Origin of the sequence: Actinomyces dentalis DSM 19115 (assembly GCF_000429225.1) — a bacterium.
Taxonomy (GTDB): Bacteria; Actinomycetota; Actinomycetes; order Actinomycetales; family Actinomycetaceae; genus Actinomyces; species Actinomyces dentalis.
This window is the reverse complement of the sequence record NZ_AUBL01000047.1, coordinates 1-20,793: the sequence shown is the minus strand read 5'-3', so window position 1 is coordinate 20,793 and position 20,793 is coordinate 1. Positions and strand designations below refer to the sequence as shown.

The window sequence follows — 20,793 nt, the reverse complement described above, 5'->3', positions numbered from 1 at the left end:
ATGGCGGGGCGATCCTCCGCCGGGCGCGTCAGTGGAAGTAGGGCACGATGAGCCACAGCCCGAACAGCACGATCCCCGCGGTGAGGGCCAGGAAGAACCCGGCGGCGACCTCCGCGGCGTGCAGGCCCTGCGCCCGGCCGGCCTCGCGCTTGAGGCGGACCTCGCCGAGCATGCGCGCGGCCAGGGAGACGATCAGGATGACCAGGGCGGTGACGGTCACGGTCACCACCGTCACCAGCGCCAGGGAGGCCCAGTCGACGTGCAGGCCGCTCATGCCACGTGCTCCCTCTGCGAGCGGCGGGCGGTGGCGGAGGTCGAGGGCACGGGCGCCGGGGAGGTGACGGCCAGGCCCGGAGCGGTGGCGAATTCGGCCTTGACCTCCTGCAGGGTGCGCGGCGGGCGGCCCAGGCTCGGGTCGGTCCGCTTGGCCACGACGACCTCGTGGGCGTCGTTGACGTTGGAGAAGTCGACCTTGTTGTGGTTGGCCTGGCGGATGATGAGCAGCGCGCCCACGGCCAGGGCGATGATGACCGCGACGGTGCCGGCGACGCCGCCGCGCACCGCCACGTAGGAGGTGAGCGCGCCCACGACGGCGGCGCACGGCAGGGTGATGAGCCAGGCCACGCCCATGCGGCCGAAGGTGCCCCAGGAGACCTTGGAGCCGCGGCCCACCCCCGACCCCAGGATCGAGCCGGTGCAGATGTGGGTGGTCGACAGCGCGAACCCCAGGTGCGAGGAGGCCAGGATGGCCACGGTCGAGGCGGTCTCGGCGGCCAGGCCCTGGGGCGGGTCGACGTGGACCAGGCCCTTGCCCATGGTGCGCATGATGCGCCAGCCGCCCGAGTAGGTGCCCAGGCCGATGGCCAGCCCCGCGGCCGCGATCACCCACCACTGCGGGGGGGTGCCGGGGGCCTGGTAGCCGGCGGCGATGAGGACCAGGGTGATCACGCCCATGGTCTTCTGGCCGTCGGAGGTGCCGTGGGCCAGGGCCACCATGGAGGCGGTGACGCGCTGGCCGGCGCGGAAGACCGCCTGGGTGCGGCGGTCGGCGGGGCGGGCGACGCGGTAGGCGACCCAGGTCGCCGCCGCGGCCGCCAGCCCGGCGACGGCCGGGGCGATGAAGGCGGGCAGGATGATCTTGGACACCACGGTCCCCCAGCGCACTCCCTCCAGGCCCGCGGCCACCAGCACGGCGCCGATGAGCCCGCCGAACAGGGCGTGGGACGAGGAGGACGGCAGGCCGAAGAGCCAGGTCGCCAGGTTCCACAGGATGGCCCCGGCCAGGCCGGCGAAGACCATCGCGGGGGCCGCCTGGATGAGGGCGTCGTCGAACATGCCCCCCGAGATCGTCTTGGCGACCTCGGTGGACAGGGCGGCCCCCACGATGTTGAGGATCGCCGCGACCAGCACCGCGCGCCTGGGGGTGAAGGCCCCGGTGGCCACGGAGGTCGCCATGGCGTTGGAGGAGTCGTGGAAGCCGTTGGTGAAGTCGAAGATCAGCGCCGTGACGACCACGACGGTGACGACGAACAGGGTTGTGCTCATGCCGTTCCCGGTCTGATGGACGGGCGGGCCGCGGTGCGGTCCGACCCGGATCGCGGGTGCGATCGGCTCCTAGTGTGGCCGACGGACGGAGCCGATCGGGCCCCGGGGGCGCAACGTTCACCTGCTGTTCACCTGCCGCGGGGTGTCCTTGCTCACCCGGCGGCCCCGCGCCGGGGCCCGTGACCGACGATGGGACCGTGAAGACCATGCACGGGCGCCCCGACGGCGGGGCTGAGCCCGACCGCCGCGCCGCGCGCGTCCTGCGCCCCCTGACGCCGGGCGTCTACGTCCCCACCGCCGTCTACGCCGTGGGCACCGGGGCGGTCCAGCCGGTCCTCGTGCTGGCCGCCGCGGACACGGGCATGTCGCACGCGCTGAGCGCCGCGGTCCTCGGGCTGCTCGGCGCGGTCGGCGTCCTCACGGCGCCGGCGATGGGGGCGCTGGTCGGGCGGGTCGGGGGGCGCCGCTCCATGATCCTGGGCGCCGGGCTCGCCGTCCTGGCCGCAGTGGCCATGCTGGGAGCCACGGGCGCGCCCTCGGGCGCCGCCGTCGGGGTCTTCATCGCGGGAGTCGCGGCCCTGGCCGCCTCGGGGAATCTGTGGGCCCTGGCGCGCCAGGGGTCCGTGGCCGACGCCGTGCCGCCGTGGGCGCGGGCCCGGGCCCTGTCCCTGCTGGGCGGGATGATGCGCCTGGGGGTGCTCGTCGGCCCGAGCCTGGGGGCGGGGGTGATCGTCCTGGCGGGACGGCGCGGCCCCTTCGCCGTGCAGATCCTCATGACGCTCACCGCCCTGGGCCTGGTCCTGGCCAACCCCCTGCCCGGCCCGGACCCGTCACGCGGACGGGGCCCGGCCCCGTCCGCCCCGGCTCGGCGCGCGGATGCGCGCTCCGTGAGCGTCGTCGCCCTGGCCATGATCTGCCTTCAGCTGCTGCGCACCAACCGCACGGCGCTCGTGCCCCTGTGGGGCGCGCATCTGGGCCTGGACGACGCCCTGGTCTCGGCTACCTTCGCGGCCGGCGCCCTGGTCGACGTGGCCATGTTCGTTCCGTCGGGGCGGTGGATGGACCGCTACGGCCGGCTCGCCGGGCTCCTGCCCGCCCTGCTCGTCATGGGCGCCTCCCTGGTGCTCGTCGTGCTGTGGACGAGCCCGACGGGCTTCGTCGCGGGCACCTGCCTGATGGGCCTGGGCAACGGCTTCGGCTCCGGCATCGTCATGACCATGGGCGTGGACCTGGCGCCGAGCCCCGGCCGCGAGCGCTTCCTGGGGTGGTGGCAGGCGGTGGGCGGCCTGGGCTCCGCCGTCGGCCCCTTCGCGGCCGGCGCCCTGACCGCGGCCGGCGGTCTGGCCTGGGGGATGTGGGCGACGGCGCTGACGGGCCTGCTCGGCGGGGCCTGGGCCGCGGTGGCCGTGCCCCGCGCCTACAGGCGCGCCGGGATGGACATGCGGGGACGCGCTGCGGACGCATGCGACCACGCGGCGCCGTAGAAAGGATAAAGTTCGGGCGCAGACCGGTATAACGAGCGGAGCACGACAATGACACCGAAGCGGCGCACTGAGAAGAAGTCCGGGAAGCAGCCCCGGTCGGGGGCGGATCCCGCCATGAGCATCGGCATCGACCTGGGTACCACCCGCACGGTGGTGAGCCTGGCCGATCGGGGCAATTATCCCGTCGCCGGGTTCACCGACCTGTTCGGGGACGATCACGACTTCCTGCCCTCCCTGTCGGCGCTGACCGACGAGGGCCTGGTCCACGGCTTCGAGGCGCGGCGGGCCGCGCGGCGGGGCGCGCCGCTGGTGCGCAGCCTCAAGCGCCGCCTGTCCTCGCCCACCGCGTCGTGGTCCGCCCCCGTGCCCTTCGGGTCGACCGCCCTGCCCCTGGGCGAGGTGCTCGCCAGTTACCTGCGCTACCTGCGCGAGCGGCTGTGGCGCTCCTCCCTGCTGGCCGGGGTCGACCTGGGCGACGAGCGCCATCGCATCGCCGTGGCCGTGCCCGCCCACGCCTACGGCGCCCAGCGGATGATCACGCTCGACGCCTTCGCGGCCGCGGGCTTCCACGTGACCTCCATGCTCAACGAGCCCTCGGCGGCCGGGTTCGAGTACAGCCACCGCCGGGGCGCGACGGTCTCCTCCCGGCGCACCCGGGTCCTGACCTACGACTTGGGCGGGGGCACCTTCGACACCGCGCTGGTCGACGTGGTGGGCAGGGATCATGAGGTGCTCGCGGCCCGCGGCCAGTCGGACCTGGGTGGCGATGACATCGACCTGCTGCTGGCCGAGATGATCCTGGAGCGGGCCGGCGTGGGGCAGGAGGAGCTGTCGTCGGTGGAGACCGACGACCTGCTCGACCAGTGCCGCGAGGCCAAGGAGTCGCTGGCCCCGCAGACGCGCCGCATCGTCATCGACCTGCGGGGCCGGCCGGTCATCCTTCAGACCGCGGAGCTGTACGAGGCGGCCCGGCCGCTGCTCCAGCGCTCCCTGGAGCTCATGGAGCCCCTGGTGGGCGGGCTCGACGACGGGGCGCCGGATCTGACGGAGATCGCGGGCATCTACCTGGTGGGCGGGGCCTCGGCCTTCCCGCCGGTGGCCCGCATGCTGCGCGAGCGCTACGGCCGGCGCGTCCACCGCTCCCCCTACCCCGGCGCCTCGACGGCCATCGGCCTGGCCATCGCCGTGGATCCGCATTCGAATGTCACGCTCACCGACCGCCTGGCGCGCGGGTTCGGCGTGTTCCGGGAGGCCGACGACGGGCGGCGCGCCACCTTCGACGCGATCCTGGCGCCCGGGGCCGTCCAGGACTCCGACGCCCGCCCGGCCGAGGGGGCGCCGGCGACGGTCATCGAGCGCCAGTACCCGGCGGTGCACAATGTCGGGCGCTACCGCTTCGCCGAGTGCAGCGGCATCGACGAGCGGGGCGAGCCCGTGGGCGAGCTGTCCCCCTGGCGGGAGGTCCTCTTCCCCCTGGACCGCGATCTGCGCGAGGCCCCGGACCTGGGCGCCGTGGAGGTGCGGCGCACCGGTTACGGGCCGTGGGTGCGCGAGCGCTACGAGATCGACTCGGCGGGCCTGGTGCGCGTGAGCCTGACGGACCTGTCCGACGGCTTCACCCGCACCTACCTGCTGGGCGAGCACCGCGGCTGAGAGGGCGTCCGCGATCCGCGGGGCGGGCGGGGCCATCCGGCTCCGCCCGCCCCGCGGGCGCTGGAGCGGGGCGGGTTCACACGGCTCCGCGGCGGGCGGCGCGGCGCTTGGCCAGCTCGTCCTCCACGACGGGGGCGCAGGCCGCGTTGTCGGTGGGGAACTGGGCGAGGGTGCCCTCGACCTCGTGCCACACGCGTCCGACGGCGATGCCGAAGACGCCCTGCCCGCCCTGGACCAGGTCGATGACCTCGTCGGCGCTGGTGCACTCGTAGACGGAGGCGCCGTCGCTCATGAGGGTGATGGCGGTCAGGTCCTCCACGCCGCGCTCGTGGAGGGCCTCGACGGCTATACGGATCTGGTGGAGCGACACGCCGGTGTCGAGCAGGCGCTTGACGACCTTGAGCAGCAGGATGTCCCGGAAGGAGTACAGGCGCTGGGATCCGGACCCCCGGGCGCCGCGCACGGTGGGCTCGACCAGGCCGGTGCGGGCCCAGTAGTCGAGCTGGCGGTAGGTGATTCCGGCCACGCGGCAGGCGATGGGGCCCCGGTAGCCGGTGCTGGTGTCCAGCTCCGGCAGTGGGTCGCCGAAGAGCATGCCCTGTGCGCGCTGGGGGGCGGCGTCCACCCGGATCGCTTCATTCGCACTCACGTGACGCTCCTGTCGGTCGAGTCGGCGGCGGGGGTCGCCCGCCGTGCCGGTGCTGGCGGCACTGCTCCACGATAAGGCCGGAAGGGCCCCGGCTCAACGAAGGGCGCGCGGAACGGGCGGTGCGCGAATCCGCCGGGGTCGCCCCGGGGTCGGCGCGGGTCGGGCCGGCGGCCCCGGACGGGCGCGATGACGCCGATTGGCGGGGGTTGGCCCGCACTCGGGGTGATGCACTTCATAGTTTATGTCACGTGAGTATCATTCATCACATGCGTCTCAGGTCGGCGCCGGGGTCTCAGTCCCGCCCGTTCAACTCGGAGGCCAGCTCCATGCGCCAGCGCTCGAAGCGCGCCTGCGCGGGCTCCTCGCCGAGGTCGACGCCGCGCAGCCGCAGCACCTCCGAGCTCGCCCGGATGTCCAGCCCCAGGGCCCCGGCCAGGACGAGCGCGTCCCCGGGGGCGGCGTCGACGCACACCGGCAGGCGGGGGCCGAGCCCGTGGCGCGGGGCCGGCTCCAGGACCACGCGGGCGCACAGGCGCGCGTCGTCGTCGACGTCCAGGCGCACGTGGGACAGGCGCGTTCCCGCCGCCTCCGCGCAGCGGCCCATGAGCCCGGTCCAGGACGTGGCCGGCCCCACCTCGCCCGCGGCGAGGCTCAGCCCCTCGCGCACGCCCACGGGCACGGCGAGCATCCCGGGGCCGCCCCTCTCCACGAGGATGGCCACGAGCCCCGCGTCCGGGGATGTGGAGCGGACCCCGACCAGACACATCGCGCGCACCCCCCAAGGCTACGGTCCGCGCGCCCCGCTGTCCCGCGAATGGCGGCCCGGGCGGTCCCCGGCGCGGATCTCAGTGCAGGGACCCCACGGAGCGGTGCAGCAGCAGGCTGTACAGCTCGGTGACCAGCCCGGCCATCTCGGAGGCCGCCTCCTCCCCCGCCGAGGCGGAGCGGCGGCGCCTGTGCGCGACCGCCTGGTCGACGACGTCGGCCTGGCGCTCGGCGGCCGAGCGCACCAGCCTCAGGTTGCGCAGGGGCAGGCCCAGCTCGTGGACCTTCAGGGCCAGGGCCAGGGCGCGCTGGCAGCGCGAGTCGAACTGCCCGCGCGCGTCGGGGGTGATCAGGCCGATGGAGATGAGCTCGTCGACCTGCGCCTCGGTCGCGCCGCTGCGGGCCATGAGCTCCTTGAGGCCCACCGGCCCGCCCTCCACCAGCCGGCCGTGCGAGGCGACGACCCGGGCCACCGGGCGCGGCGGGGAGCCGGCGGCGCAGTCCAGGCGCCGCAGGCGCTCGCGTATGACCGACAGCGGCAGGTACTCGTCGCGCTGCGCGGTCAGGGTGAAGCGCAGGCGCTCCAGATCCGCCTGGGAGTACTGGCGGTAGCCGTTGCCCACCCGGTGCGGCCTGATGAGGCCCTCGCTCTCCAGGTAGCGGACCTTGGACAGCGACAGCGCCGGGAAACTGGGCTTGAGGCGCTCGACGACCTCCCCGATCTTCATGAGGGGCTCGTGGGAGACGTCCTGCGGCCACCGCCTGGGGGGCGGGGCCTCCTCGGGCAGGTCGGAGGACCTGCGGACAGCGGGGCTCACCGCGCGGCGGCGGACCGCTGCGGGCCGGGGTGGTAGGTCATGCGGTACTTGCCGATCTGCACCTCGTCGCCCACGCGCAGGGCGCACTGCTCGACCCGCTGGCGGTTGACGTAGGTGCCGTTGAGGGAGCCGGAGTCGCGCACGCCGTAGCCGCCGCCGGGCAGGGCCACGAAGACCGCGTGCTTGCGCGAGACGGTCACGTCGTCGAGGAAGATGTCCGCGTGCGGGTGACGGCCCACCGTGGTCTCCGCGGAGTCCAGGAGGAAGCGCGCCCCCGTCGTCGGCCCGTGGCCCACGAGCAGCAGCGCCGTGCCCGGCGGTAGGGCCGCGACCGCCGCCCGGTCCTGCGGCGACATGCCCGCGAGCTGAACGTCCCGGTTGTCGAGCGGTCCGAAGGTCTGGGTCGAGGTGGTGTCCGCTTCGATCGGATTGCTCCCCATCATGTCCCCTCCGGTCGGGTGGTGCCCTGCGCACCACGAGTAGGTCCAACACTACCGTTGCGGCCCCGTGCCGTCGCAATGACAACACGCGATGAATGCAGGATGTTCCCGGCGGCGGGCGCGAATCGCCCGGGCCGGGCGGCGCGGCGCCGCGTCCGCCGGGGCGGGGCGGCCCGGCCCGCCCCGCCCTCAGCTCCACTTCTCCTCGGCGCGGCCCTCCCGGGCCCACAGGACGTGGTAGACGCCGTCCGCGTCGTCGACCCGGCGGTAGGTGTGGGAGCCGAAGAAGTCCCGCTGGCCCTGGATGAGGGCGGCGGGCAGGCGCGGGGCGCGCAGCTGGTCGACGTAGGCCAGGGAGGAGGCGAAGGCGGGGGCGGGCACGCCGCTGCGCGCGGCCAGGGCCACGACCTCGCGCCAGGCCGGCAGGGCGTCGCGCACGGCCGAGGCGAACACCGGGGCCGTCAGGAGGCTGACCGGCGCCGGGTCGGCCCCGTAGGCGCGCACGATGTCGTCCAGGAAGCGGGCGCGGATGATGCACCCGCCCCGCCAGATGCGGGCCATGGCGCCCAGGTCCACGTCCCAGCCGTTGTCGGCGCCGGCGGTGGCGATGAGGTCGAAGCCCTGGGCGTAGGCGGCGATCTTGGAGCCGTACAGCGCCCGGCGGACCGAGGCGGCGAAGGCCCCGGCCCCCCCGGGGAGGGCGGGCGGCGCCCCGGCCCCGTCCAGGTCGGCGCCGCGCACGGCGGCGCGCACGGCCGGGGCCGACGAGGCGGCCCGCGCGAAGACCGCCTCGGCGATGGCGGGCGCGGCCACGCCCAGCTCCAGGGCGGTCTGCGCGGTCCACGCGCCCGTGCCCTTCTGCCCGGCCTCGTCGACGACGACGTCGACGAAGGGCCGGCCGGTGGCCGGGTCGGTGCGCCCCAGGACCTCGGCGGTGACGTCGATGAGGTAGGAGTCGAGCTCGGAGTCCCTCCAGGAGCGGAAGACCTCGGCGATGCGCGCCACGTCCAGCCCCGCGACGCGCCGCAGCAGGTCGTAGGCCTCGGCGATGAGCTGCATGTCGGCGTACTCGATGCCGTTGTGGACCATCTTGACGAAGTGGCCGGCGCCGTCGGGGCCCACGTGCGCGCAGCAGGGCTCGCCGTCGACGTGGGCGGAGATGGACTCGAGCATGGGGCCCAGGCGCCGGTAGGACTCCGCGGTGCCGCCGGGCATGATCGAGGGGCCCAGCAGCGCCCCCTCCTCCCCCCCGGACACGCCCATGCCCACGAAGTGGATGCCGCTCCCGCGCAGGGCCGCCTCGCGGCGCTGGGTGTCGCGGTAGAAGGTGTTGCCGGCGTCGACGATGATGTCGCCGGGCTCGAGCAGGGCGCGCAGCTGGTCGATGACCGCCTCGGTGGCGGCCCCCGCCTGGACCATGACGATGACCGCGCGCGGGCGGCGCAGGCTGGCCACGAAGTCGGCCGGCCGGGTCGCGGGCACGAAGTGGCCCTCGTCGGCGTGGCGCTCCATGAGCCGGCGCGTGCGCGCCGGGGTGCGGTTGAACACGGCCACCGAGTGCCCGTGGCGGGCCAGGTTGCGGGCGAGGTTGGCGCCCATGACGCCCAGGCCGTACACGCCGATGTCGGCCGATCCGGGCGCGGGGGCGAAGTCGGTCGCGTCACTGGTGGTCATTCAAGTGCCCTTCTCCGCGGGTTCGATGGCGGTGGGCGCCGGCGGCGGCGCGCGGCGCCGCTGGGCAGACTACCGCGCCCCGCCGCCGGGCACGAGCCGGCGACGGGCGCGGCCGGTTCCCGGCGGCGGGGCCGCGCGGGTGCGTACAGTTGCCCCGTGCGCCCCCGCCGGGGCGAGCCGAACCCTACGGAAGGCACCCGTGGACACATCTGACGCGCCGCGGCCGACCCGCACGCCGGGCCCCGCCGCGAACCCACTGCTGGACTCCCGGGATCTGCGCATGCCCCGCGTCGCCGACCCCTGCGTGCTGGTCATGTTCGGCATCACCGGCGACCTGGCCCGCAGCAAGCTGCTCCCGGCCGTCTACGACCTGGCCAACCGCGGACTGCTCTCCCCCAGCTTCTGCCTGGTGGGCGTGGGGCGGCGCGACTGGGACGACGAGGACCTGCGCGACTACGTGCGCACCGCCGTGCGCGCCCGCGCCCGCACCGCGTGGCACCCGGCCATCTGGGAGCAGCTCGCCGCCGGCATGCGCTTCGTCGCCTTCTCCTCCTTCGAGGACGACGCCGCCTACGGGCGCCTGACCGCGGTCGTGGACGACCTCGACGCCACCCGCGGCACGGGCGGCAACCGCGCCTTCTACCTGTCGATCCCGCCCGGCTGGTTCCCGGCCGTCACCGAGCGCATCGCCGCCTCCGGACTGGTCGACGAGTCCCCGGGGGCCTGGCGGCGCGTGGTCATCGAGAAGCCCTTCGGCCACGACCGGGCCAGCGCGGCCGAGCTGGACGCCCTGGTGGGGCGGATCGTGCGCCCCGACGACGTCTTCCGCGTCGACCACTACCTGGGCAAGGAGACGGTCCAGAACATCCTCGCCCTGCGCTTCGCCAACACGATCTTCGAGCCGCTGTGGAACCAGCGCTACGTCGACCACGTGCAGATCACCATGGCCGAGGACATCGGGATCGGCTCGCGCGCCGGCTACTACGACACCATCGGCGCGGGGCGCGACGTCATCCAGAACCACCTCCTCCAGCTCCTGGCGCTGACCGCCATGGAGGAGCCCAGCTCCATGGGCGCCGCGGCGGTGCGCGCCGAGAAGGAGAAGGTCCTGGACTGCGTGCGCCTGGAGCGGGCCGGGGCGCTCGACCTGGACGCCACCACGGCCCGGGGCCGCTACGGAGCCGGCTTCCAGGGCGGCGTGCCCGTGAGGGGCTACCTGGAGGAGGACGGCGTCGCCCCCGACTCGCGCACCGAGACCTACGCGGCCCTGCGCCTGGAGATCGCCAACCGGCGGTGGGCGGGGGTGCCCTTCTACCTGCGCGCGGGCAAGCGCCTGGCGAGGCGCGTCACCGAGGTCGCCGTCGTGTTCAAGCAGCCGCCCTTCCTGCCCTTCGAGGACGCGGCCACGGCCGGGGTGGGGGCCAACACGATCGTCGTGCGCATCCAGCCCGACGAGGGCATCACCATGCGCCTGGCCTCCAAGGTCCCCGGCACGCACCTGGAGCTGCGCGACGTGCGCATGGACTTCGGCTACGGCGCCTCCTTCAACGAGGACTCCCCGGAGGCCTACGAGCGCCTCATCCTCGACGCCCTCCTGGGCGACGCCCCGCTCTTCCCCCACCGGCGGGAGGTGGACCTGTCCTGGAGGATCCTCGACCCGGTCATCGAGCACTGGGCCGGGGCCGGCCGGCCGCAGGAGTACCGGCCCGGCTCCTGGGGGCCGGAGGGGGCCCGCGACCTGCTCGCCCGCGACGCCCGCACCTGGAGGCGCTCATGATCACCGCACTGACCGCGACGACGACGGAGCGCATCGTCTCCGGGCTGCTGGCCGCCGAGGGCGCCGGGGGCTCGCGGGTGCTCACCCTGGTCATCGGCACCGACGGCGCCGGCCTGGAGGCGGCGCTGGAGGCCGCCCACGGCGCCTCCCTGGACCACCCCTGCCGCATCATCGCCGTCGTCGCCCCGCCCCAGGACGACGGCCCGCCCGGCCCGCGCTCGCGCGACGGGCACGTGAGGGCCGACGTGCCCGGGCACCTGGACGCCGAGATCCGCGTCGGGCACGACGCCGGGGCCGGGGAGACCCTCGTGCTGCGACCCTGGGGGGTGGCCGCCGAGCACACCGACACCCTGGTGGTGCCCTTCCTGCTGCCCGACGTGCCGGTGGTGGCGTGGTGGCCGGCGGCGCCCCCGCCCGTGCCCGCCGCCGACCCCCTGGGCCGCCTGGCCTCGACCCGCATCACCAACACCCCCTCCCAGCCGGACCCCTCGGCGGCCCTGGCCGCCCTGGCGCCCGGCTTCGAGCGCGGGGACATCGACCTGGCCTGGACCCGCATCACCCTGTGGCGGGCCATCGTCGCCTCCACCCTCGACCCGGTGCTGCGCGCCGGGGGCGTCAGGTCCATGGTCGTGGCCGGGCAGCGGGCCAACGCCTCGCTCTCCCTCATGGTGCGCTGGCTGCGCCTGCGCCTGGGCGCGCCGGTCGAGCGGGCCGACGTGGAGGACTTCATCGGCATCGCCCGCATCGCCGCCCTGACGGCCGACGGCGAACTCGCCATCGAGCGCACGGACTCCGAGCGCGTGCTCATCACCCGCCCCGACGGCTCGCGGCCGCAGGTGGTCACCATGCCGCGCCGCGAGCCGGTGACGACCCTGAACGAGGAGCTGCGCCGGCTCAGCCCGGACCTGGTCTACCAGGAGGTCCTGACGGCCTTCGCCGCCGACCACGGCTGCCGCGTGGCGCACCCCCGGGACTGATCCGGCGTGCTCAGACGACTGATCGCCCTGGCCCTGGTCCTGGTCTGCGCGGTTCCGGCGCGGGCCGCCACCCCCGGCCCGGCGTGGGACGACCGGGCGAGCATGACCATGTCCGCCCGCCAGGCCCTGCAGGCCCTGGACTCCCTGCCCGCCGACTCCCCCGCCGCCCGGTCCTGGGGCGCGGGCGGGGGCCGCGAGGGCTGGTTCGGCCAGGCCTGGGAGGACGTCGACGGCGACGGGTGCGACACCCGCAACGAGATCCTGGGGCGCGACCTGAAGCAGGCGGACTACTCCCGCCGGCCGGGCCTCCAGGGGCGCGAGGCCGGCGCGGGCCAGGGCGCCCCCGGCTGCCCCGACGCCACCGTGTGGTCCGGGGTGCTCGACGACCCCTACACGGGCAGGCGCATCGACTTCCAGCGGGGCCCGGCCACCTCCACCGCCGTCCAGATCGACCACGTCATACCGCTGAGCTACCTCTACGCCCACGGCGCCTGGGAGTGGGACGCGCGCACCCGGCTGCTGGCCGCCAACGACCCGCTCAACCTGCTGGCCGTGGACGGGCGGGCCAATGAGAGCAAGGGCGCCTGCGGCCCGGCCACCTGCCCCACGGGCTCGACGGAGTCCGGCTCGTGGCGCCCCGACGGCGGCAAGGGCTGGTGGCCGCCGTCGGACAAGTTCCGGTGCGACTACGCCGCGCGCTTCGTGAGCGTGGCCGCCGCCTACCGGCTCGGCCTGCCCGACGCCGACCGCCGGGCCCTGCGCACCGCGCTGACCGACTGCGCGGCCGGCGGCCCGTCCTCGCTGAGCGAGTGGGGCTCGGACCTGATCGCGGGCGTCTGGGACGCCCTGGCGGACCGGCCCGTCCTGGCCCTGGTGTGCGTCGTGGGCCTGGCCCTGCTCGGCGGCGGGAGCACGGCGTGGGGGCGGCGCGCGCTGCGCGGCCTGGTCGGCTCGCACGGCTCCGGGTCGCGCCGGGCCGGCCCGCGCGGCCGGTCGGGCCGGCGCCGCCCGCGCCGGTAGGATGCGCCCCATGACGCGAGGCGGCGCCGGGAGGGCGCGGGCGGACGCTGCCGGGCCCGGCCCGGCCTCGGCGCGCGTGGACGTGTGGCTGTGGAGCGTGCGCCAGGCCAGGACGCGCTCGGCGGCCACCGCCGCGTGCCGGGCGGGGCACGTGCGGGTCAACGGCGAGCCCGCCAAACCGGCCCAGCGCATCGCCGTGGGCGACGAGATCCGCTACCGCGTCGACGGCTTCGACCGGCGCCTGGTGGTGCGGCGCATCCTGCTCAAGCGCGTCGGCGCCCCCGTCGCCCGGCAGGCCTACGAGGACCTCTCGGCGCCGCGACCGGCCCCCCTCGACGCCCCCGCCGCGATCATCCGCGACCGGGGCGCCGGGCGGCCCACCAAGAAGGAGCGGCGCGCCCTGGACGCCCTGCGCGCCGCCGGGCCCGCCGTCGACATCGAGCGCATCCTCGACGAGGACTGACACCGCCGCCCCGCCGCGCCCCTCAGCCCATTCGCTCCAGCAGGGCGCGCAGCGTGCGCGTCACCCCGCCTTCGTCGTTGGCGGGGGCGATGTAGCGGGCCCGGGCCAGGACGCGCGGGTGGGCGTTGGCCATGGCGAAGGACAGCTCGGCCCGGTCGTAGAGCTCCAGGTCGTTGAGGTAGTCGCCGAAGACCGCCGTCTGGGCGGGGGCGATGCCCAGGCGGGCCTGGGCCGCCGCCAGCGCCCGGCCCTTGGAGGTCAGGGCCGACATGATGTCGATCCAGTGCCTGCCCGAGACCACGACCTGGAGGCCGGGCAGGGACGCCATGAGGGGCGGCGCGGAGCCGGACTCGGCGTCGTCGAAGTCGTAGACGGCGATCTTGAGGGCGTCGTCGAGCGGGGCGGCGAGCAGGTCGTCCACGATCTCCAGCTGCGCGTAGTACGTGGCGGCCTGCTCGACGAAGGGGGCGTCGCGGCGCTCGATGCGCGCCATGCGCCTGCAGGCCAGGACCGCGCCGACGTCGCGGCCGGCCCCGGCCAGCTCGCGCACCGCGCCGACGACCTGCGCGGCGGCGTCGCGGCCCAGGACGTCGCAGTGGATCTCCTCATCGCCCAGCACGGCGCAGGCGCCGTTCTCGGCGATGAGGAGGGCGCCGTCGGCCAGGGGGCCCAGCACCCGGCGCAGATTGCCCAGCTGGCGGCCCGAGGCGGGGGCGAACAGGACGCCGCGCTCGCCCATGCGCGCCACCACCTCCCCCAGGTCCGCGGGCACGCGCCCGCGCCCGTCCAGGAGGGTGCCGTCCATGTCGGTCACGGCCAGGCGCAGATCGACCGCCTCCGGCAGCAGTTCGGGGGGCGTGGGGGCGGGGCGGGCGCCGGTCGGGGGGATCATGGGCCCATCCTCCCAGAGCGGGCCCTCCCCCGCGCCCCCGGAAGACGTCTCACGGGGCGGGCGACACGACGTCAGGTCCGCGCCCCTGCTCTCCGGCCCCGCCCCTGGAACCGCGCACCCGGCACGGGGGCGCACCGGCCCCGGGGCAACGGCTGCCCCGTCAACGGAGGGAGTCCCCCTTGATCTGGTTCCACCTGCTCGTCGTCCTCATCTTCATCGTCATCGGCGCCCGCCTGGGCGGCATCGGCGTCGGACTGGCCGGGGCGGCCGGCGTCATCGTCCTGGCCGCCACCGGCGTGCCCACCGAGTTCAAGGACCTCCCCTGGGAGGTCGTGGGCATCATCATGGCCGTGATCTGCACCGTCGCCGCCCTCCAGGCGGCCGGCTCCATGGACCACCTGGTCCATCTCACCGAGGTGCTGCTGCGCAAGCACCCCGGGCAGATCACCTACCTCGCCCCCCTCGTCACCTTCCTCATGGCGGTCATGTGCGGCACCGGGCACACCGCCTACTCGATCATCCCCGTCATCGTCGACGTGTCCAAGGAGCACGGCATCCGCCCCTCCCGGCCGCTGTCCATCGCGGTGGTCGCCTCGCAGGTCGGCGTGGCCGCCTCCCCCATCTCGGCGGCCATGGCCGCGCTCGTCTCGGCGATGGAGCCCCGGGGCGTGGGCTACCTGACCTGCCTGGCCATCGTCATCCCCACGACCTTCATCGGCCTGGCGGTGGGCGCCGTCGTCGCCGCGCACCAGGGCTGCGAGCTGGAGGACGACCCGGTCTACCAGCAGCGCCTGGCCGAGGGCAGGGTCAAGCCCAGCGCCGCGATCGCGGCCGACTACCGGCCCGCCCGCAGCGCGGTGCCGGGCCTGCTCGTCTTCCTCGCCTCCCTCGTCCTGGTCGTCACCTACGCGGTGCTGGCCTCCGAGGAGCTCGGCCTCATCTCCAACCCGCCGATGAAGCCGGAGCTGGCCATCATGGTCATCATGATGACCGCCGCCGCCGTCATCTGCCTCATCGCCCGCAAGCCCACGGCGTCGATCACCGGCCAGGACACCTTCCGCGCCGGCATGACGGCCGCCGTGTGCATCATGGGCCTGGCCTGGCTCGGCAACGCCTTCGTCAACCACTACGAGGAGCAGATCTCCAGCGCCCTGTCCGACCCGCTCCGGGCGGCGCCCTGGCTGGTCGCGGTGTTCTTCTACCTCACGGCGCCGCTCATGTTCTCCCACGCCGCCACCACCAAGGCCTTCATGCCCCTCATGGTGACCCTCGGCCTGCCCTCGGGGGCGCTGGTGGCCAGCTACCCCGCCGTCGCCAACTACTACCTGCTGCCCAACTACCCGACGACGGTCGCCGCCATGGAGATGGACGACACCGGCTCGACCCGCGTGGGCAGGTTCGTCCTCGCCCACCCGTTCATCCTGCCGGGAACCGCGTCGATCATCGTGTGCGTGGCCCTGGGCTTCCTCATGGCCCACTTCCTCGTGTAAGGACGGCTCCGCCCGGTCCGGGCTCCGGAAAGCGCCCCGGTCCGGGGGCGGGCGGGGCATGATGGGTCCCATGATCATCGAGGCGGTCCGCGGGGACATCACGCGCCAGAGCACCGACGCGATCGTCAACGCCGCCAACTCCGGCCTGCTCGGCGGGGGCGGCGTCGACGGCGCCATCCACCGGGCGGCCGGCCCGCGGCTGCTCGAGGCCTGCCGGGAGCTGCGCCGCACCGCGCTGCCCGACGGCCTGCCCGTGGGGCGGGCGGTGTCCACCCCCGCCTTCGACCTGCCGTGCCGGTGGGTCATCCACACGGTCGGCCCCAACCGGCACGCCGGACAGACCGACCCCGAGCTGCTCCGCTCCGCCTTCGCCTCCTCCATCGGCCTGGCCGCCGACCTGGGCTGCCGCAGCGTGTCCCTGCCGGCGATCTCGGCGGGCGTCTACGGCTGGGACGGGGACGAGGTCGCCCGCCTCGCCGCGGCGGCCGCCCGCGCCGCCGCCGGATCCGAGCGCTGCGCCGGCCTGGAACTCATCCGCTTCGTCCTGTTCGACGACCGGCTCCTGGCGGCGTTCCGGGCCGAGCTGGACTCCTGACGCCGGCGGGCGGGCGGGGGACCGGACGCGCGGGGACCGGACGTCGGCCAGGCCGCTCGGGCGGCCCGAACGGCCGCCCGAGCGGCTCAGGCCCCCGCCCCCGCGGCCCCGCCCCCACCCTCGTCCCCGGCCTCGCCCCCGGGCTCGGGCCGGGGCAGGGGGCGGCGGGCCACGGCCTCGGCGATGGCGAAGGCCTCGTCCAGGTCCGCGGTGTGACCCAGGTAGGTGTACCGGTAGGCCACCGCGCCCAGCATCATGTCCACGCTCGTGGCCGGGTCCGGCCCGGGCCACCGCCCCGCCTCAAGGGCGCGCCCGACGGCGTCGATCGCCCCGTTGCGCAGCGGGGCGATGACGCGCTCGCGGTAGGCCTCGGCCGCCTGCGGGTGCGCCGCGAGCTCGGCGGCCAGCTGCGGGAGGGAGGCGGCCAGCGGCGAGGCGGCGAAGCAGGCGTGGGCGCGCACGACGAAGGCGCTCAGGTCCGCCAGGGGGTCGTCGCCCGGAGGGCGCTCGCGCGGGCCCAGGGCCGCGTCCACGGCGTCGACGGCGAGCTCGGCCAGAGAGGGCCAGCGGCGGTAGATGGTCGACTTGGGCACGCCCGCACGGCGGGCGACCTCGTCGATGCGCAGGCCCCGGAAGCCGCGGGCGGCCAGGAGCGCGCAGGTCTCGGACAGGATCCTCGCGTCCAGCGAGGCGTCGCGGGGGCGCCCGCCCCGGGAGCGGCGTGAAGCGGGCACCTCGTTCTCCTCCTCGGCCGGCGGTACCGGGGCGATTCTTCCAAAGCGCACCGGTTTCCGCTACCATGAGTTGCGCAACCATTGGTAGCGGAACTGCTCGGGAGGACCCGTGAACAAGATCGACCTGGCCGCCGGAGGACTCGCCCTGTGCTACCTCGTCCACGACGGCGAGGAACTGCTCACCTACCGGGAGTCCTCCCGCTGGGCCCTCGGCCGTCTGCCCGAGGGCGTGGCGCTGCCCGCCGGACTGCGCGAGCACGGCTGGAGCCAGCGCCACATCAACATCGGCGTCGGGCTCATGGGCCTCAACTGGGTGGGGGCGGCGCTCGCGGGCCTGCGCAGCGGCGGACGCTCGGCGTGGTTCCAGAACGCGCTGGCCGCCTGGACCCTGCACGGCTTCGGCCACCTGGGGCTGTGCCTGCTCCGGCGCGGCTACGTCTGCGGGGCGGTGACCGCTCCCCTGGTCATCGGCCACGGCGTCTGGGCGCTGCGGGTGCTGCGCGAGGAGGGTGTTCCCCGTCGTGTGAGCGCAGCGGGCATGGCCGCGACCCTGCCGGTGCTCGTGGCCGCCCACGCCGGGGCCGAGGTCATCGCCCGGTTGCTGGATCGGGCGGACGCGGCTGGCGAGTCGGCCGGTTCGAGTGAGGCGGACGGCTCGAACGGATCCGACGGGCGCGCCGACGCCGCCCGCGACGAGGGGGGCCGGTGAGATGTGGGCCGTCCAGTACCACCGCAGCGGCGGACCCGAGGTGCTGCGGGTCGAGGAGATCGCGGCGCCGAGTCCGCGCGACGGCCAGGTCCTCGTGCGCACCCTGGCCAGCGGCGTCAGCCGCATCGACGCGCTCTACCGCCGCGGCCGGCTCCCGCACGGCCCGACCTTCCCCAAGCAGACCGGCTTCGACGCGATCGGCGAGGTCGTTCAGGGCCGCGCCGGGGCGATCCGGCCGGGCGACCGGGTCGCGGTGGTCCTGGGGCTCGAGCCGCTGCGCGGCCGCGGAACCACCGTCGAGCTGCTCGCGGTGGAGCCCTCGCGCTGCGGGGCGTTCCCGGCCGGATACGAGCCGCGGGTCGAGGACTGCGCCCTGGTCCTGGGCGGCCTGACCGCCCTGCGCGCGGTGCGCGACGGCCTGCGGCCCCGGCGCGGGGAGCGCGTGCTCGTCGTGGGCGCCGGCGGGCCGGTGGGGCTCGCGGCGATCCAGATCGCCCGGGGCGCCGGGGCTGTGGTCGACACCGTGGCGGGGAGCGCGGCGCTGGAGGAGTGCCTGGGGCTCGGCGCCGACGAGGCCTACGACTACCGGGGCGAGGAGGCGGCGCAGTTGCGCGCCTCCCGCCGCTACGACGGGATGGTCGTGGCCGCCGGCAGGCCCTCGGACTGGTTCAACGCCGTGCGCCGGGGCGGCCGGGCGGCGCTGACCGACGGCGGGGCCTGGCCCGGGTCGGTTGTGCGGGCCGTGCGCGCGGGCGTGCGGAGCATCCCGATCGCGGCGGGCCACGCCAGCGGGGACCTGCGGTGGCTGGCGCGCCGGATCGCGGGCGGGGACCTCGTGCCCGTCGTCGGGAGGCGCTACGGGGTCGGCGAGGTCGGTCGCGCCCACGCCGAGCTCGGCGCGGGCCCCACCCGCGGCGCGCGCATCATCGACCACCGGCGGATGCCGTGACCCGGGGCCCGGTCCCCGCCGCGGCTCCGGATGCTCGTTCTCCGGACACCGGGTCCGGATCGGCGTGGTGACGGGGGCGGCGCGCGGGGTCTTGTCGCCCTGTGTTGTTGTGGATCCTCCCGTGCCGATGCCAGCCGGTCCCGGAGCCGCAACCGCCCAGTGGGCGAGCCGGTGCAACCGCGCCCGCCCACCACCGCGCCAATCCCCGACGAACAGCCGCCCGCCGCCGAGAGCGACTACCACCAGCACCGCGGTGGGTTACGCGTCCTCCGTTGCGCGCGGGGAGATCCAAGGCGGGTCGGGTGGCCGGTCGACGAAGCGGGGTCTGCCGCTCAGTCGCAGGCCGCCGTCGGGCCAGAGGCCCAGGGGCCGAACGCGGACCCGCTCGCCGATCCCGGGCCAATGCTCTTCGGGGACGGGATCGAAACTCTCCTGCATGAGCGTGTCCCTCAGCTGTCCGATCTGCCCGGAGTCCAGGCGCACCTCCACGCCCCAGTCGCGGTGGGCGACGACCGTCCCCTCCTGGGCCGGCCCGGACCCCTCCGGGGGCGGGTACTGGCGCGGCGGGTCGTACCCGCCCACCAGGCCCTCCATGGCGCTCTCGCAACTGGTCAGGCGCACCTCGTCATTGGGGGACCTGTAAATGTACCTGCGCACCCGGATGCGCGCCCCCACGTCGGGCCAGTACTCCGAGTCGCAGTATCGCGGGTCGTCGTGAATGGAGGTCAGAACCATGACCCCCTCATCGCCGGACTCCTCCAAACGCACACCCAGACCCCAGGGGTGATGAGCCGTCACGACGCCCCACTCGATCGGACCCAACCGTATCTCTCCCATACCCGTTCCATACCCGCTTCCGCTTCTAGACGCCTATAAACGAGGGCAGTATAACTCCATATTCAGGCGGACGCGACCCGGTTGTGGAAGGTCATTATGGAGATGAGTTTTTCTCACCGGCGAGGACCCCGGTGTGGAGTCGGGATTGCTACGGTGATATGGAGGATACGGGGCGATCCCGCGCGGCACGCCCGCACCGCGCTCGCCCATCCCCCTTCAATGTGCTGATTCGGATCGCCACACTGCCGTTCCCGGAAGATCGAGTCTTTCTCACCAGAACCGGCGGCTCGGAGCGGGGATCGGCGCGATGGTGCGGGAAGGATGGGTGGGCGCGGGTGTTGAACCGCCCCGCGTCGTCCCGGGGTCCTCCCGCGTTATCACTCCGATCCTGGCCAGTTCGGGGGTCTTCCTGGTGAGAAGGGCTCATTAGACCCATCCCCGTCCATCCCGGGAGATTCGGGGCGGCCGCCCGATACTCCGCGACGGGGGCGGGCGGCGGCAGGAGCGGTATTGATACGCCCCGATCTCGCGGCCATCGATGGCGCACGGCTAGTTGTTGATGGCTCTCCTGATGGCGGGCCAGTCGGCGAGATCCTTCATCCTGGGGCGGCAGACGAACAGGTGCTCCTGGCCGCCGTCGAGGTCGCTCCGCCAGATCTCGACCCAGTCCAGGGCGTCCCGGCGGTTCTCCCGGTCCCAGGTGTCGACCAGTGCCCGCACCCGGTCCAGGGCGGCGGCCCCGTCCAGGGCCAGTGCGCAGTCCTCGCCGGCGGGAAGGCGCTGGAGCGTCAGGTCCACGCCCCGCCGGAAGGAGGTGTCCACCAGGGTCGCCCCGGAGAAGTCGTTGCCCCGGATATCGTTGCGGACCCTGAGATCGGGCTCCCTCCTGCGCTTGTAGTCGTCCAGCCCGCCCCAGAAGATGCTCCGGCGCACATCGGCGCCCGTGAAGTCGCAGTCGATCAGGTCCACGGGGTTGACGCGGAAGTCCACCAGCCGTGCCCGGCGGAACGAACAGCGCACGAACCTGGTCCGTCCGGCGGGGCTGAAGGACAGGTGCGACCGGTCGAAGGAGCAGTCGACGAACTCGGCGAACCGACCCGCCCCGCCGGCGGTGAACTGCCCGACCCTCATCCGCTCGAACCGGCAGCGCTCGAAACGCGTGCTCGTCGTGCCGAAGCGCTCGACCCCCGTGCCCGACCAGTCCTCACCCACCACCAGCCCCTCGACGGCCCTCAGCTTCGACCCGAGCCCGTTGGGCAACTCAACGACCTCCATGACAGCACCCCTCCGAATTCCAATCACCGGCACGACCCCACGACCCA

At 74.9% G+C, this 20,793-nt stretch carries 21 protein-coding genes; 10 read left to right on the top strand and 11 right to left on the bottom strand.

Annotated elements, in window-relative coordinates; genetic code table 11:
* Positions 1 to 28: 28 nt before the first annotated feature.
* On the bottom strand, positions 29 to 274 hold the full coding sequence (locus G446_RS0110625) for a hypothetical protein (RefSeq protein WP_051285925.1): 246 nt from the start codon (positions 272 to 274) through the stop codon (positions 29 to 31).
* Complete coding sequence (locus G446_RS0110620; RefSeq protein WP_026410131.1) at positions 271 to 1,545, bottom strand: inorganic phosphate transporter; 1,275 nt, start codon at positions 1,543 to 1,545, stop codon at positions 271 to 273. Before G446_RS0110620 ends, G446_RS0110625 begins: the two co-directional genes overlap by 4 nt.
* A 206-nt stretch (positions 1,546 to 1,751) precedes the next feature.
* Between G446_RS0110620 and G446_RS17405 the strand changes: the two genes are divergently transcribed.
* The gene (locus G446_RS17405; protein WP_084779169.1) at positions 1,752 to 3,029 is read left to right on the top strand and encodes an MFS transporter; all 1,278 of its coding nucleotides are present in this window, start codon (positions 1,752 to 1,754) and stop codon (positions 3,027 to 3,029) included.
* A gap of 48 nt (positions 3,030 to 3,077) precedes the next feature.
* Entirely contained in the window at positions 3,078 to 4,682 is a 1,605-nt protein-coding gene (locus G446_RS0110610; RefSeq protein ID WP_026410130.1) for an Hsp70 family protein, read from the top strand.
* Positions 4,683 to 4,758: 76 nt separating this feature from the next.
* Here the strand turns inward: G446_RS0110610 and G446_RS0110605 are convergent, their stop codons facing one another.
* From G446_RS0110605 to gndA, 5 genes are all read right to left on the bottom strand, one after another.
* Positions 4,759 to 5,277, bottom strand: a complete 519-nt coding sequence (locus tag G446_RS0110605) for a MerR family transcriptional regulator (RefSeq protein WP_034470150.1) — start codon at positions 5,275 to 5,277, stop codon at positions 4,759 to 4,761.
* 346 nt (positions 5,278 to 5,623) lie between these two features.
* Positions 5,624 to 6,097 (bottom strand): bifunctional nuclease domain-containing protein, encoded by a 474-nt coding sequence (locus G446_RS0110600; protein WP_026410128.1) that lies wholly within the window; start codon positions 6,095 to 6,097, stop codon positions 5,624 to 5,626.
* A 79-nt stretch (positions 6,098 to 6,176) separates the two neighbouring features.
* On the bottom strand, positions 6,177 to 6,824 hold the full coding sequence (gene ftsR / locus G446_RS0110595; RefSeq protein WP_026410127.1) for a transcriptional regulator FtsR: 648 nt from the start codon (positions 6,822 to 6,824) through the stop codon (positions 6,177 to 6,179).
* Between the two features lie 86 nt (positions 6,825 to 6,910).
* A complete protein-coding gene (locus G446_RS0110590) occupies positions 6,911 to 7,354 on the bottom strand; it encodes an FHA domain-containing protein (RefSeq protein WP_026410126.1) in 444 nt (147 codons plus the stop codon).
* A 189-nt stretch (positions 7,355 to 7,543) separates the two neighbouring features.
* Entirely contained in the window at positions 7,544 to 9,028 is a 1,485-nt protein-coding gene (gene gndA, locus G446_RS0110585; protein ID WP_026410125.1) for an NADP-dependent phosphogluconate dehydrogenase, read from the bottom strand.
* Between the two features lie 280 nt (positions 9,029 to 9,308).
* On the opposite strand from gndA, the gene zwf reads away from it, so the two are divergent.
* Genes zwf through G446_RS17395 form a run of 4 tightly spaced genes read left to right on the top strand, consistent with a single transcriptional unit; the run spans position 9,309 to position 13,265 of the window.
* Positions 9,309 to 10,805, top strand: coding sequence for a glucose-6-phosphate dehydrogenase (gene zwf, locus G446_RS0110580; protein WP_245574670.1), 1,497 nt, complete (start codon positions 9,309 to 9,311; stop codon positions 10,803 to 10,805).
* Positions 10,802 to 11,782: a glucose-6-phosphate dehydrogenase assembly protein OpcA gene (locus G446_RS0110575; protein WP_026410123.1), complete on the top strand. Its 981-nt coding sequence runs from the start codon at positions 10,802 to 10,804 to the stop codon at positions 11,780 to 11,782. The genes zwf and G446_RS0110575 overlap by 4 nt, the downstream gene beginning before the upstream one ends.
* A 6-nt stretch (positions 11,783 to 11,788) precedes the next feature.
* The gene (locus G446_RS17400; RefSeq protein ID WP_051285922.1) at positions 11,789 to 12,802 is read left to right on the top strand and encodes an HNH endonuclease family protein; all 1,014 of its coding nucleotides are present in this window, start codon (positions 11,789 to 11,791) and stop codon (positions 12,800 to 12,802) included.
* 10 nt (positions 12,803 to 12,812) lie between these two features.
* On the top strand, positions 12,813 to 13,265 hold the full coding sequence (locus G446_RS17395) for an Hsp15 family ribosome-associated heat shock protein (RefSeq protein WP_034470133.1): 453 nt from the start codon (positions 12,813 to 12,815) through the stop codon (positions 13,263 to 13,265).
* A 22-nt stretch (positions 13,266 to 13,287) separates the two neighbouring features.
* Here G446_RS17395 and G446_RS0110560 read toward each other — a convergent pair whose 3' ends face one another.
* Positions 13,288 to 14,157, bottom strand: a complete 870-nt coding sequence (locus G446_RS0110560; RefSeq protein WP_051285921.1) for an HAD-IIB family hydrolase — start codon at positions 14,155 to 14,157, stop codon at positions 13,288 to 13,290.
* A 179-nt stretch (positions 14,158 to 14,336) separates the two neighbouring features.
* On the opposite strand from G446_RS0110560, the gene G446_RS0110555 reads away from it, so the two are divergent.
* Together G446_RS0110555 and G446_RS0110550 are read left to right on the top strand one after the other, a co-directional pair.
* Positions 14,337 to 15,647 carry an anaerobic C4-dicarboxylate transporter family protein gene (locus G446_RS0110555; RefSeq protein ID WP_026410121.1) on the top strand — a complete coding sequence of 437 codons (1,311 nt, stop codon included), beginning with the start codon at positions 14,337 to 14,339 and terminating at the stop codon, positions 15,645 to 15,647.
* A 70-nt stretch (positions 15,648 to 15,717) separates the two neighbouring features.
* Entirely contained in the window at positions 15,718 to 16,242 is a 525-nt protein-coding gene (locus tag G446_RS0110550; RefSeq protein WP_026410120.1) for an O-acetyl-ADP-ribose deacetylase, read from the top strand.
* Between the two features lie 86 nt (positions 16,243 to 16,328).
* Here the strand turns inward: G446_RS0110550 and G446_RS17390 are convergent, their stop codons facing one another.
* Entirely contained in the window at positions 16,329 to 16,976 is a 648-nt protein-coding gene (locus G446_RS17390) for a TetR/AcrR family transcriptional regulator (RefSeq protein WP_051285920.1), read from the bottom strand.
* A 109-nt stretch (positions 16,977 to 17,085) separates the two neighbouring features.
* On the opposite strand from G446_RS17390, the gene G446_RS17385 reads away from it, so the two are divergent.
* Together G446_RS17385 and G446_RS0110535 are read left to right on the top strand one after the other, a co-directional pair.
* A complete protein-coding gene (locus tag G446_RS17385; protein WP_156916621.1) occupies positions 17,086 to 17,685 on the top strand; it encodes an HXXEE domain-containing protein in 600 nt (199 codons plus the stop codon).
* 1 nt (position 17,686) lies between these two features.
* Complete coding sequence (locus G446_RS0110535; RefSeq protein WP_026410119.1) at positions 17,687 to 18,634, top strand: quinone oxidoreductase family protein; 948 nt, start codon at positions 17,687 to 17,689, stop codon at positions 18,632 to 18,634.
* A 258-nt stretch (positions 18,635 to 18,892) separates the two neighbouring features.
* On the opposite strand, the gene G446_RS0110530 is transcribed toward G446_RS0110535, so the two are convergent.
* The gene (locus tag G446_RS0110530; protein ID WP_156916620.1) at positions 18,893 to 19,369 is read right to left on the bottom strand and encodes a S1 domain-containing protein; all 477 of its coding nucleotides are present in this window, start codon (positions 19,367 to 19,369) and stop codon (positions 18,893 to 18,895) included.
* A 651-nt stretch (positions 19,370 to 20,020) separates the two neighbouring features.
* Positions 20,021 to 20,746, bottom strand: a complete 726-nt coding sequence (locus tag G446_RS0110525) for a pentapeptide repeat-containing protein (protein WP_026410116.1) — start codon at positions 20,744 to 20,746, stop codon at positions 20,021 to 20,023.
* Positions 20,747 to 20,793 lie beyond the last annotated feature (47 nt).